The 12,381-nt window shown below is 61.8% G+C and carries 13 protein-coding genes and 1 riboswitch; of the genes, 12 read left to right on the top strand and 1 reads right to left on the bottom strand.

Annotated features, from left to right (window positions below):
* Positions 1-17: 17 nt before the first annotated feature.
* Entirely contained in the window at positions 18-338 is a 321-nt protein-coding gene (locus EA797_RS09745; RefSeq protein WP_122165015.1) for a hypothetical protein, read from the top strand.
* A gap of 162 nt (positions 339-500) precedes the next feature.
* Entirely contained in the window at positions 501-1,766 is a 1,266-nt protein-coding gene (nhaD, locus tag EA797_RS09740) for a sodium:proton antiporter NhaD (protein ID WP_122165014.1), read from the top strand.
* Between the two features lie 43 nt (positions 1,767-1,809).
* On the opposite strand, the gene EA797_RS09735 is transcribed toward nhaD, so the two are convergent.
* The gene (locus tag EA797_RS09735; protein ID WP_122165013.1) at positions 1,810-2,613 is read right to left on the bottom strand and encodes a metallophosphoesterase family protein; all 804 of its coding nucleotides are present in this window, start codon (positions 2,611-2,613) and stop codon (positions 1,810-1,812) included.
* 165 nt (positions 2,614-2,778) lie between these two features.
* A riboswitch (cobalamin riboswitch) is annotated at positions 2,779-2,998 on the top strand.
* Between the two features lie 452 nt (positions 2,999-3,450).
* Between EA797_RS09735 and cobO the strand changes: the two genes are divergently transcribed.
* From cobO to EA797_RS09685, 10 genes are all read left to right on the top strand, one after another.
* Positions 3,451-4,062, top strand: coding sequence for a cob(I)yrinic acid a,c-diamide adenosyltransferase (gene cobO / locus EA797_RS09730; protein ID WP_122165012.1), 612 nt, complete (start codon positions 3,451-3,453; stop codon positions 4,060-4,062).
* 145 nt (positions 4,063-4,207) lie between these two features.
* Positions 4,208-5,503: a cobyrinic acid a,c-diamide synthase CobB gene (locus EA797_RS09725; protein ID WP_122165011.1), complete on the top strand. Its 1,296-nt coding sequence runs from the start codon at positions 4,208-4,210 to the stop codon at positions 5,501-5,503.
* Positions 5,500-6,150 (top strand): 5,6-dimethylbenzimidazole synthase, encoded by a 651-nt coding sequence (bluB, locus tag EA797_RS09720; RefSeq protein WP_122165010.1) that lies wholly within the window; start codon positions 5,500-5,502, stop codon positions 6,148-6,150. The genes EA797_RS09725 and bluB overlap by 4 nt, the downstream gene beginning before the upstream one ends.
* Positions 6,147-7,058: an adenosylcobinamide-phosphate synthase CbiB gene (gene cbiB, locus EA797_RS09715; RefSeq protein WP_122165009.1), complete on the top strand. Its 912-nt coding sequence runs from the start codon at positions 6,147-6,149 to the stop codon at positions 7,056-7,058. Before bluB ends, cbiB begins: the two co-directional genes overlap by 4 nt.
* Positions 7,051-8,043, top strand: coding sequence for a threonine-phosphate decarboxylase CobD (cobD, locus tag EA797_RS09710; RefSeq protein ID WP_122165008.1), 993 nt, complete (start codon positions 7,051-7,053; stop codon positions 8,041-8,043). The genes cbiB and cobD overlap by 8 nt, the downstream gene beginning before the upstream one ends.
* Positions 8,040-9,509 carry a cobyric acid synthase gene (locus tag EA797_RS09705; RefSeq protein WP_122165007.1) on the top strand — a complete coding sequence of 490 codons (1,470 nt, stop codon included), beginning with the start codon at positions 8,040-8,042 and terminating at the stop codon, positions 9,507-9,509. Before cobD ends, EA797_RS09705 begins: the two co-directional genes overlap by 4 nt.
* Positions 9,506-10,027, top strand: coding sequence for a bifunctional adenosylcobinamide kinase/adenosylcobinamide-phosphate guanylyltransferase (cobU, locus tag EA797_RS09700; RefSeq protein ID WP_122165006.1), 522 nt, complete (start codon positions 9,506-9,508; stop codon positions 10,025-10,027). The genes EA797_RS09705 and cobU overlap by 4 nt, the downstream gene beginning before the upstream one ends.
* Complete coding sequence (gene cobT / locus EA797_RS09695; protein WP_122165005.1) at positions 10,024-11,076, top strand: nicotinate-nucleotide--dimethylbenzimidazole phosphoribosyltransferase; 1,053 nt, start codon at positions 10,024-10,026, stop codon at positions 11,074-11,076. Before cobU ends, cobT begins: the two co-directional genes overlap by 4 nt.
* A complete protein-coding gene (cobC, locus tag EA797_RS09690; protein ID WP_122165004.1) occupies positions 11,073-11,666 on the top strand; it encodes an alpha-ribazole phosphatase family protein in 594 nt (197 codons plus the stop codon). Before cobT ends, cobC begins: the two co-directional genes overlap by 4 nt.
* Complete coding sequence (locus EA797_RS09685) at positions 11,651-12,379, top strand: adenosylcobinamide-GDP ribazoletransferase (RefSeq protein WP_122165003.1); 729 nt, start codon at positions 11,651-11,653, stop codon at positions 12,377-12,379. The genes cobC and EA797_RS09685 overlap by 16 nt, the downstream gene beginning before the upstream one ends.
* Positions 12,380-12,381 lie beyond the last annotated feature (2 nt).

The following is a 12,381-nucleotide window of genomic DNA, read 5'->3' as shown; positions in this document are numbered from 1 at the left end:
GGCGGCGGGCTCGCTAGATGGCTCCGATTCTGCGGCTCCCAGACCAGCCCGAAGCCTGCGAGCTTTGCAGGCGTCAGACGCCACTGACACGCCACCATCTGATTCCCAAATCTCTCCACGGTAAGACCTATGTGCGCAAGCGCTTCGGGAGGGAAGAACGGATCACGGCCACCCTATGGGTTTGCAGGCCTTGCCATAACCAGATCCACCGCCTGTTCAGCGAGAAGGAACTGGCGCTCGATTTCAACAGCCGTGATGCCCTGTTGGCCGATGAGCGCCTGAGCACTTTCGTCGATTGGCTGTCCACCAAACCAGGCGGCTTCGTACCGCGTCATTGAGCGTATGCGAGCAACTGGGTCGTCACGTCGGAATATCTTGAAATAAACGGTGGTTTGACATTTGTCAGGTGTCGAATTGTCGCACTTTGGCTATGATCGACGCCCCAACTTCTCGGGTGCGCGTCCTGCGCACAAACCGTTCCCTTTGTCCCTAGGTGCCCTATGCCTGATGTACTTCAGTACGTGCTGATCGGCCTTGCCGTGGCCGCTCTGCTCGGCGTCGTTCTGGAAGAAATAACCCATGTAAACAAAGCCAAGGTGACGCTGTTCTTCGGCACCCTGGCGTGGATGTTGTTGTTCATATTCACGCCTGAAGGGGCTGGCCGCGAGCGGGTGCTCGAAAGCCTCAACGAGAACATTGCCGAAATCGCAGGGCTATGGATATTCCTAGTGGCGGCAATGACCTTCGTGGCCTATCTGAACAAAAAGGGCATGATCGAGAATCTCATCTATCTGGTGCTCCCGCAGCGGATCAGCGAGCGACAGCTGTTGTTCCTGACCGCGACGTTCTGCTTCGTGTTCTCGTCGCTGGCGGACAACATCACGGCGACCCTGGTATCCATCACGCTGATCATGTCGCTCAAACTGAGCGCTGAGAAAACCATCAAGTACGCAGCGCTGGTGGTGTTCTCAGTCAACTCCGGCGGCGTTGCGCTGATCACGGGCGACGTGACCACCTTGATGATCTTCCTGGCTGGCAAGGTTCAGATCCTGCAATTGCTGCTCCTGGCCATCCCTGCTTTCATCGCGGTCATGCTGCTCGCGGCGATGCTCTCAGTGGGCATGACGGGGCAGGTGCAGGTAACCAGCCACAGAACGGACGTACGTCGGGTCGATATTGCAATTGCACTGATTTTTCTTGGCACGATCCTCTGCACCATCGCCGGCAACTTCTTTTTTCAGATCCCCCCAGTGCTGACCTTCCTCACCGGGTTGTCGATCATGTTTCTGGTGGCGCGGTTCTTTAGCGACGACATGGAAACCGATCCGATTCTTGAATACGTGCGCCAGGTCGAGTTTGAGACGCTGTTGTTCTTCCTTGGCATCCTCCTGCTGGTCGGCATGCTCAAGGAAATCCAGGTGCTCGACGGGCTGGTGCACATCTACGACCAGATTCCGGCGGTCATGGCCAATTACCTGATGGGCGTGCTGTCTGCGGCGATCGACAACGTGCCGCTCACCGCGGCGTTGCTAAAGTCCGGCCTGACAATGGGCGTCGCAGAGTGGATGGTGCTGACTTACTCGGTCGGGGTAGGTGGCTCGCTGCTGGTGATAGGCTCGGCCGCGGGCATCGTTGCCATGAGCAAGGTGCCTGGGCTCACCTTTGGCAGCTACCTCAGATACAGCTTGTATCTGTTCATGGCCTTCAATCTGGGATTTGCGGGCGTATATATCACCGGTCTCGCGGTGGCTGGCGCAGCCGGCTGAGACAGCGGTCGTCGCGGCCGGTCTGCAATGCCGGCCGTGATGATCACCAGTGGAGATTGAAATGCGACCCCAGCACGAAGCTGTCGTCGAGAAAATCCCAGCGCTCGACACAGGCGGTCTTCTCGGTTCCTGCGTGCAACTTCAGGCGGTTAAACGAGTTGGGGGAGGTGCCGCGCAGTCTCGACGACAGCGTGGTGCCGGCCTGAACCATCCAGATTTCTCGAGACAGACCTGGGTACTGCTTGGATAACGGCAGCACGTAGGGCAGGTGGATGTGCCCGCCCATCACGAGATCCAGGCCTTCGTCGGCCCAGCGATGCAGCGCATCATCGGCGTTGTGCTGCAGGTTGCTCAGATCGCTCAGCACCATTGCGCCGAATGGTTGATGGGCAACGACGACACGCAGCTTGTTAGGGTCAGTCTCCCGCAGTCGCTGGGTTACCTCCTGAACTTGGGCCTTGGTCACCACGCCGTCCTTGTGCCGGCGTGGGTGCGTTGTGTTGAGGCCGATGATCAGCGCTTCGTCGTTCTCGAACGTGGGCTCCAGATCGTCACCGAAGTGCCGACTGTAGTTCCGATATGGCATGAGGAACCGCGCGAACAGGTTATACAGCGGAATGTCGTGATTGCCCGGGATTACGAGCGTCTGGGCAACGCCGTGTTCGAGAAGGCGCTGGACGAAGGCGTGTGCAGCGGCAAATTGCTCTGCCTTGGCCCTTTGCGTGATATCCCCGGAAAAGATCAGCAGATCGGCACCGTGCTCACGCACGTGGTCTTCCATGGCTTGCACAACGGCGGGTTGCTCGGTGCCGAAGTGGGTGTCTGATATCTGCACGATGGTCGTCATGGGCAGGTGTCTTCTCGTAGGTAATGGGCGCGAGGCGAAGTGGCATTGTTGCATTCGAAGGCCTGAAGCCTCGGCGGTTCCGGGAGATTGCCTTCGAGATGCGTCTGATCGTTGCCGATTCCCTGGCTCGGGCGCACGAGGTTGCGCTGTGCATGGCCTTGGACTACCCTCCGCGCTGCTTCAGGTACCCCCTGGCCTTACGCCAGATGGGTGAAACAGGGAAGCCGGTTCATTCCACGAAGATTCCGGCGCTGCCCCCGCAACGGTAGGCGAGACAGGACACCGCAACAGCCACTGTGCTCACGGCATGGGAAGGCGCGGGTTCCGGGATGCTGCAACGCATCCGCTCGCAAGCCCGGAGACCGGCCTGTCGCATTCCACGGCAGTGCGGCGGGCGCTGAACGGGGTGCGGCTGCCTGCACCTGCACTCCTTTTGCGATCTCAACTGCCTTTATCGACCCATGTCGTGCGGTGGGCACGGCGGAGATCCATCTTGACTAGTAAGCCCTGTCTTCCGGTCTCCAGCCTTTGCGCTGCGGGCCACTGTTCTCTCTTCATAAAGGCCTGTGGGCTTGTTACCTGAGCGGCTCAGCGTCAGTGGCGTGGCAACGTTCAAACGTTGCGCCGCAGCCAGCGCATCCGTCTGTCACCTGTTTTACGGTGGCGGCTTGTTGTCTTTCTCTGTCGCCACCCGAAATCGAGCCTCGCGCATTCGATTGAGCGCGTCGGCACTTACATCCCCCCATCGTTGACCAGCATGACGCACTATGGCGGCGTCGCGGCGACGATGTTCTCTCGGTTGCGGGCCAGGCATGCCGAGCATAAAGGAGCACGAACATGAGTGAATCCAACGAGCGCGATGAACGCCACAAGGCCAGGATGCAGCGCAAGAAAGCCTTGATCGATGAGAAGATCGCCGAGGCCCAGGACGAGTACGGCCTGCTGCTGGTGCACAGCGGTAACGGCAAGGGCAAGAGCAGCTCGGCCTTCGGCATGGTGGCCCGCGCGATGGGGCATGGCATCAAGGTTGGCGTGGTGCAGTTCATCAAGGGGGCAGCAAGCACTGGCGAGGAGAACTTCTTCCGTCGCTTCCCTGATGAGGTGCGGTATCACGTGATGGGCGAAGGTTTTACCTGGGAGACTCAGGATCGCCAGCGGGACATCGCCAAGGCCCGCCAAGCCTGGAGCGTGGCCACGGAGCTACTGACCGATCCTGAAATTGGGTTGGTAGTGCTCGACGAACTGAATATCGCATTGAAATATGGCTACCTCGACCTGGCGCCGGTGCTCGCCGATATCGAGTCGCGGCCGCTGTTGCAGCATGTCGTGGTGACGGGCAGAGGCGCGCCGCCGGGGCTGATCGAGGCTGCTGATACCGTCACTGAAATGAATGTGATCAAGCATGCGTTCAAGGCTGGGGTGAAGGCGCAGAAAGGGGTGGAGTACTGATGCCAGCAATCAGCAAGAGGGGCATGCGACGCCTTGATAGGAAGCGCGTTATATCGACTACGGCGTTTTTGCTTGGTTGGCCACGTGGGCACAACGCTGCGGGCGGCAGACAAGCTGAAAGTGAAACCGGCAGTGGAGTTGCAGGATGAGCACTCCACACCATTGTCCGGCCCTGCTGATTGCCGCACCGGCTTCTGGCCAGGGGAAAACCACCGTTACTGCCGGACTGGCGCGCTTGCACTCCCGTCGAGGCAAGCGCGTTCGGGTCTTCAAGTGCGGCCCGGATTTTCTTGATCCGATGGTGTTGGCCCGCGCCAGTGGTAATCCCGTCTATCAGCTCGACCTGGCGATGGTCGGAAAGGCGGAAAGCCGACGGCTGTTATGGGAGGCGGCGGCTGACGCTGATCTGATCCTGATCGAAGGAGTCATGGGCCTGTTCGACGGCAACCCCTCGGCTGCGGACCTTGCGAAACAATTCGGCATACCGGTTCTGGCAGTCATCGACGGGTCGGCCATGGCGCAAACCTTCGGCGCGCTGGCACATGGTTTGTCCAGCTATCAGCCTGATCTTCCATTTGCCGGCGTGCTGGCCAATCGGGTTGGCAGCAGTCGCCATGGCGACATTCTTCGTGATTGCCTGCCGCCGCAGATCGGCTGGTTCGGAGCGCTGCCCCGTACTGTGGCGGTCGAGTTGCCGAGCCGTCATCTCGGGCTGGTGCAGGCCCAGGAGCTGGCGGATCTGGATACGCGACTCGAGGCCGCTGCCGACGCGCTGGAGGCGAGCGCCGAGCACGATTTGCCTGCGCCGATCAGCTTTCCACCGCCCGAACTGCGAGCGTTTCCGCAATTGCTGGAAGGCGTGCGCATTGGAGTCGCCCGCGACGCAGCGTTTGCCTTCGTCTATCAGGCCAATCTGGATCTGCTGCGGGCCATGGGTGCGGAGCTGCTATTTTTCTCGCCTCTTCGCTTCAACCGGCTGCCGGCGGTAGATAGCCTATATCTGCCCGGCGGCTATCCGGAGCTGCACATGCCGGCATTGAGCCGCAACCAGCAGATGGCAGAGGCCATACGTGCGCATCACGCTGCTGGTAAGCCGATAGTGGCCGAGTGTGGCGGCATGCTTTACTTGCTCGACGGCCTGACCGACCAGAGCGGCGTTCGTGAACGCATGCTTGGTCTGTTGCCCGGTGAAGCGCACATGCAGAAACGGCTGACCGCATTAGCGCTGCAGGAAGTGGAACTGCCGGAAGGCAAACTGCGTGGCCACACCTATCATCATTCTTCGCTGGATTCGCCGTTGCAGCCACTTGCTCGCGGCGTGTGCCCCAATTACAAGCGCACTGCGGAGGCCGTCTACCGGGACGGCAGATTGACGGCGTCCTACATCCATTTCTACCTGCCGTCCGCTCCAGAGGCGGCTGCTGCGATGTTCAAACCATGACCAGGCATGCTTTTACCAATGCACAGCGGGCCGGTGTCTACCGGGCGATCGCCGAACGTCGCGATATGCGCCATTTCATCGGTGGTGAGGTGCCGCCAGAATTACTGGCAAAACTTCTGGAGGCTGCCCATCAGGCACCAAGCGTCGGCCTGATGCAGCCATGGCGTTTCATGCGCATAACCCAGCGCGAACTGCGCGACGCCATCGCCGAGCAGGTTGAGGCGGAGCGACTGCTCACGGCACAGGCGCTGGGTGAGCGGGGCAGCGCCTTCATGCAGCTGAAAGTCGAGGGCATCCGCGACTGCGCAGAACTGCTTGTGGTTGCGCTGATGGACGGCCGCGAAGCTCATGTGTTCGGCCGTCGAACCATGCCGGAAATGGACCTTGCCTCGGCTGCCTGCGCCATCCAGAACCTATGGCTTGCTGCTCGTGCAGAAGGATTGGGGATGGGCTGGGTATCGCTGTTCGACCCGCTGTCCTTGGCCGCTCTGCTAAAGATGCCGGCTGGTGCCCGGCCGCTCGCGATCATTTGCCTGGGGCCGGTGGCCGAGTTCTACCCGGAACCGATGCTGGCAATGGAAGGCTGGACCCAACCGCGGCCGCTGGATGAGCTGCTGTACCAAAACGGCTGGGAGACGCACCAGTGAGTGTGGCGCTTGGTTGTCTGGCAGCCGTTGCCCTGGACATGCTGCTAGGTGAGCCTCGTCGAAATCACCCGCTGGTGATCTTCGGGCGACTGGCAGACCGTTTGGAGCAGCACTTCAATGGGCCTGACGGACGCGGTTGGCGCAGTCATGGCGTCACGGCCTGGTGCATGGCGGTGCTGCCGCTGACGGCCATCGCCTGGTTGCTCAGCCTCCTGCCCGGTGTCGGCTGGTGGGTAGAGGTCGTGCTGTTGTATCTCGCGCTTGGGCTTCGCAGCCTTGGGGAGCACCTGATACCGGTGGCGAATGCCTTGCGTAACGGTGATCTTGCGGCAGCCCGCAAGCGCGTCGGGTTCATCGTCAGTCGCGACACACGCGATCTGGATGAGCAGGGCGTCGCTCGTGCGGCGACAGAATCGGCGCTGGAGAACGGCAGCGACGCTGTCTTTGCCGCGCTGTTCTGGTTTGCCGTCGCTGGCGCACCAGGCGTCGTCCTATACCGTTTAAGCAATACCCTGGATGCCATGTGGGGCTATCGCAATGCGCGCTTCGAGCGTTTCGGCTGGGCTGCGGCGCGGATCGATGATCTGCTGAATTACGTTCCGGCCCGTCTGGTCGCCCTCACGTACGCCCTGCTGGGACGGACACGGGATTCACTTCGCTGCTGGCGGCGCCAGGCGCCACTGTGGGACAGCCCCAATGCGGGGCCGGTGATGGCTGCGGGGGCTGGCGCCTTGGGCGTCACGCTTGGTGGGCCGGCGATCTACCACGGTGAAGTACATGCTCGTCCTTCGTTGGGCATTGGTGCGGTGTCGACGCCGCAGGACATCGAGCGCGCGCTGGATCTGGTCTGGGGGGGAGTGGGCCTCTGGTTGCTGGCGCTGTTAGTGGGAGGCTGGGTACATGCTTGAGCACGGCGGGCGCTTGCGTGCAGCGGCGGGTGAATACGGGATTGCCCTGTCGGACTGGCTGGATCTGTCCACGGGCATTGCGCCCTATGGCTTTGCGGTGCCGATCATCCCGGCGGATGCCTGGACCCGCCTGCCTGAGACCGAAGACGACCTTGCAGGCACGGCGCGCGACTACTACGACGCTGCTGCGGTGTTGCCAGTGGCAGGCTCGCAGGCAGCAATCCAGATGCTGCCGCGGTTGCGTCGCAACCTCCAGATCGGGGTCGTCTCGCCCTGTTATGGCGAGCACGCCGAGGCCTGGCGCCGGGAGGGTCATCGCCTGTTCGAGTTCAGTGAAGGCAGCGTGCCCCGTGCCATCGACCAGCTGGACGTACTGGTGGTGGTCAACCCGAACAATCCAACGGGACGGTTGGTACCGCTTGCTCGCCTGCTGGAATGGCATGAACGCTTGGCTTCGCGCGGTGGCTGGCTGGTCGTCGATGAAGCCTTCATGGACCCGACCCCTGAGCAGAGTCTGGCGCCGCACAGTCATCTTCCCGGCCTGATCGTGCTGCGTTCGTTCGGGAAATTCTTTGCCATGGCCGGCGCACGGCTTGGCTTCGTTCTGGCGCAATCCGAGTTGCTTGACCAGCTCGATGCAGCGTTGGGCCCCTGGGCGGTCGCTGGCCCGTCCCGCTTCATCGGCAGCGTGTTGCTCGCTGACCGTGACGCTCAACACCAACAGCGCGAGCGGTTGCTTGCTGACAGTCACCGTTTGAGTGCGCTTCTGACGGAGCACGATCTACCTCCAACCGGTGGCTGCGGATTGTTCCAATGGGTTGCCACCGAACAGTCGGACCGGCTCTACGAGTTCATGGCGCGCCGTGGAATTCTGACCCGCCGCTACCGCTATCCGCAGAGCCTGCGCTTCGGGTTGCCAGCGAACGAGCATGATTGGCAGAGGCTGGCTGACGTGCTGTCAGCGTATCGAGAGACTGACGCATGAATACACTGATGGTGCAGGGCACCACGTCCGATGCCGGCAAGAGCACGCTGGTGACGGCACTGTGTCGCTGGCTGACACGCCAAGGGGTATCGGTCGTGCCGTTCAAGCCGCAGAACATGGCTCTTAACAGTGCGGTGACTGCGGACGGGGGTGAAATCGGCCGTGCACAGGCCGTGCAGGCGCAGGCGGCGGGGCTGGCTCCGCACACCGATATGAACCCTATCCTGCTCAAGCCAAACAGTGATACCGGCGCGCAGGTCATCATTCACGGGCGTGCCGTGACGAACATGGATGCGGTGGCGTATCACGACTTCAAGCGCGTGGCGATGGAGGCGGTTCTTCAGTCACATGGCCGCCTCGGCGAAGCGTATGAGGTAGTGGTGGTCGAAGGTGCCGGGTCGCCGGCGGAAATCAATCTGCGCGCCAATGACATTGCCAATATGGGGTTTGCCGAGGCAGTCGATTGCCCGGTGATCCTCATCGCCGATATCGATAAAGGCGGCGTTTTCGCCCATCTGGTCGGCACCCTGGAACTGCTCAGCCCAAGCGAACAGGCTCGCGTCAAAGGCTTTGTGATCAATCGTTTTCGTGGCGATATCGCCCTGTTGCAACCCGGGTTGGATTGGCTCGAGCAGCGCACGGGCAAGCCCGTACTCGGCGTATTGCCATACCTCATGGATTTCCATCTCGAGGCGGAGGATGCCGTTGACGTGCGTCAGTCGTCCAAGGTCAAAGAAACGCTGAAGGTGGTAGTTCCGGTCCTGCCGCGCATCAGTAACCACACAGACTTCGATCCGCTGCGCCTGCACCCGCAGGTCGATTTGCACTTCGTCGGCGCCGGGCAGCCCGTTCCGCCTGCCGACCTGATCATCCTGCCGGGTTCGAAAAGCGTTCGTGCCGATCTCGCATGGTTGCGCGCCAACGGCTGGGAGCAAGCGATCACGCGGCATTTACGCTACGGCGGCAAGTTACTGGGGATCTGCGGCGGGCTGCAGATGCTTGGTAAACGCATCGCCGATCCGCTCGCTCTGGAAGGGCCCCAAGGCGAGTGCGACGGGTTTGGCTTGCTGGCGTTCTCCACCACGCTTGCGGCCAGTAAACAGCTGCGCAATGTCAGAGGCCGCTTGGCTCTGGGTGAGGTTGAGATCAATGGCTACGAAATCCATGCCGGGGTAAGCACTGGCCCCGCGCTAGAACGCGCTGCGGTGATGCTCGATGATGGACGCCGCGATGGCGTCATCAGCCAGGACGGCCAGGTGCTCGGCACCTATCTGCACGGGCTGTTCGAAACCCCTTGTGCGAGCATGGAGCTGTTGCGCTGGGCAGGATTGGAGAATGCGCAGCAGGTCGATTACCGAGCATTACGTGAACGTGATATCGAGCGCCTGGCCGATCTGGTCGAGGCGCATCTGGACACGGTGCAATTGCGCGCGCTCTGCGGGCTAACCCCGGAGACAGGCAAATGATCGAACTTATTCTCGGTGGGGCACGGTCCGGCAAGAGCCGCCTGGCTGAGCAAATCGCCCAGGACAGTGGCCTGGCTGTCACCTACATCGCGACGAGCCAGCCGCTGGATGGCGAAATGAGTGAGCGTATCGCTCATCATCGTGCTCGTCGCCCGGACCACTGGGCCCTGGTAGAGGAGCCGATTCATCTGCCGACAGTGTTACGTGAACACGCAAGTGCAGAGCGTTGCATTCTGGTGGATTGCCTGACGCTTTGGCTTACCAATCTGCTGATGCTCGACGACCCCATGCGCCTGGATGAAGAACGTAAAGCGCTGCTTGAATGCATCGCGGAATTGCCGGGGCGCCTGTTGCTGGTGAGCAACGAAACCGGGTTGGGCGTGGTGCCGATGGGCGAGCTGACCCGACGCTATGTCGATGAGGCAGGCTGGCTGCACCAGGCGCTGGCCGAACGCGCGGACCGAGTTGTCTTCACCGTGGCGGGTTTGCCGATGATCCTGAAAGGAGACACCCTTTGAGCAAGCAATGGTGGCAGGAGGCGTGTCAGGCGCTGGATGAATCTGCGCGGCAGGCAGCCCGTCTGCGGGATGCGCAGTTGACCAAGCCTGCGGGTGCGCTGGGCCGCATCGATGCGCTGGTTCCGCAGCTGGCAGCCTTGCAGCACCGTGAACACCCACGTCTGGACGAGTTATGGATAGCCATTTTCGCAGGGGATCATGGTGTGGCCGAGGAAGGCATCTCGGCCTATCCGCAGTCTGTCACCGGGCAGATGCTTGGCAATTTCGTCAACGGCGGTGCAGCCATCAGTGTGCTTGCAAGCCAGCTCGGTGCAGAGCTTGAGGTGATCGACCTCGGAACCGCGGTTCCGCTGCCGCCGATGCCCCAGGTGCGGCACCTTGCGCTGGGTCCGGGTACACGTAATTTCACTCAGGCATCGGCGATGAGCGCCGATACCTGCGCTCGTGCGATGCAGGCTGGACGTGACAGCGTGGTGCGGGCAGGGCAGCTGCGGACCGAGCTCTTCATCGGTGGTGAGATGGGTATCGGTAACACCACCACAGCAGCGGCCCTGGCGTGCGCTCTAATGAGTTGCGCGCCCCAGGCTCTGGCGGGCCCGGGAACCGGACTGGACGCTGCCGGCGTCGCGCACAAGTGTCTCGTCATTGAGCGAGCACTAACGTTTCACGCAGGCTCGCACGATACCGTTGAATGGATGCAGCGATTGGGTGGCTTCGAGCTGGCCGCGCTAACGGGTGCCTATATCGCTTGCGCGCAGCAGGGCATCGTAGCGCTGGTCGACGGTTTCATCTGCAGCGTCGCCGCGCTGTGCGCAGTACGGCTGAACCCCGGCACGCGAGACTGGTTGCTGTTCGCGCACCGTTCCGCCGAACCCGGACATGCCGCTGTGCTGGCGGAAATGAACGCGCAGCCCTTGCTCGATCTCGGCTTGCGGTTGGGTGAGGGCAGCGGCGCTGCGCTGGCGGTTCCGCTGCTACGACTCGCCTGTGTGCTGCACGACAAGATGGCGACCTTTGAGGAAGCCGCCGTCGCGGCTAAACAGTCATGAGCGTGCATCTGGACCTGCTGCGCCATGGCGAGACCGAATTCGGTGGCGGCTTTCGCGGCCGCCTGGATGATGAGCTGACCGCGATTGGCTGGCAGCAGATGAGGGCGGCAATCGTTGATCGCGGTCCATGGGACAGAGTCGTCAGCTCGCCGTTGCGTCGCTGCGCGGCATTTGCAACAGAGCTAGCGGGCCAGCAGCAACTGCCCATGCGGCTCGAACCTGACCTGCGCGAACTTGATTTCGGCGATTGGGAAGGGTGTAGTGCTGCCGACCTGATGGTCGACCAGAGCGAAGCCCTTGGCCGGTTCTGGAGTGATCCGTACGGCTTCACGCCGCCGGGTGGCGAGCCACTTCTCGCGTTCGAAGCTCGCGTACTTCAGGGACTTGAGCGGTTGACCGACAGTTGCCCGGACGAGCGTGTACTCCTGATCACCCACGGCGGTGTCATGCGGCTGCTGCTTGCTCACGCGAGGGGGTTGCCGCGCGAGCAGCTGCTGCAGGTCGAGGTTGGTCATGGCGATCTGTTCGGGCTGAGGACCGGCTTCAACGATGCAACGCTTTGGCTGGAAGAACGATGCAGCCCTTTCTGATCGCGCTTCAGTTTCTCACCTGTATTCCGGTTCGCTTGCGCGGCATGCCGGAGCCTCAGGAAGTGGGCAGATCTCTCCTTCATTACCCGCTGATTGGATTGCTGATTGGCGGCGTGCTCTGGCTGCTCGCGTTGTTGACTGCAGATGCGGCGCCGCCGCTGCAAGCTGCATTGGTCCTGACCCTATGGGTCGGGCTGACCGGTGCCCTGCATCTGGACGGCCTGGCGGACAGTGCCGACGCCTGGCTTGGCGGATTCGGGGATCGCGAGCGAACCTTGGCGATCATGAAAGACCCTCGCAGCGGTCCGATTGCCGTTACGGTGCTGATGCTTGTTCTGCTGCTGAAGTTCGTGGCACTGCTGGCGCTCCTCCAGAATGGAGACCTGCTGGCCTTGCTGATCGCACCGCTATTGGGACGCGGCGCACTGTTGGGGCTGTTCCTGACCACCGCTTATGTGCGTCCGGGCGGGCTGGGGGATGCGCTTTCGGCGCATATGCCTCGATCGAGCGTCCGCTTTGTACTGATGGCAGTCGTAGTGGGCTGCTTGATGACAGGCGAAATGGGCTTCGTTGCGCTCTTGCTCACGATCGGCACCGCCTGGCTGGCCCGCCGGAGCATGAATCACCGATTGGGCGGTACCACAGGCGATACCGCGGGTGCGCTGCTGGAACTGGTGGAGTGTGCAGTGTTGGTGGGGCTGGCACTGGGTTGATC

This window comes from Stutzerimonas zhaodongensis, from assembly GCF_003696365.1.
In the GTDB taxonomy this organism is placed as follows: domain Bacteria; phylum Pseudomonadota; class Gammaproteobacteria; order Pseudomonadales; family Pseudomonadaceae; genus Stutzerimonas; species Stutzerimonas zhaodongensis.
The sequence above is the reverse complement of the archived record's forward strand: the minus strand, read 5'-3'. Positions and strand labels throughout refer to the sequence as shown.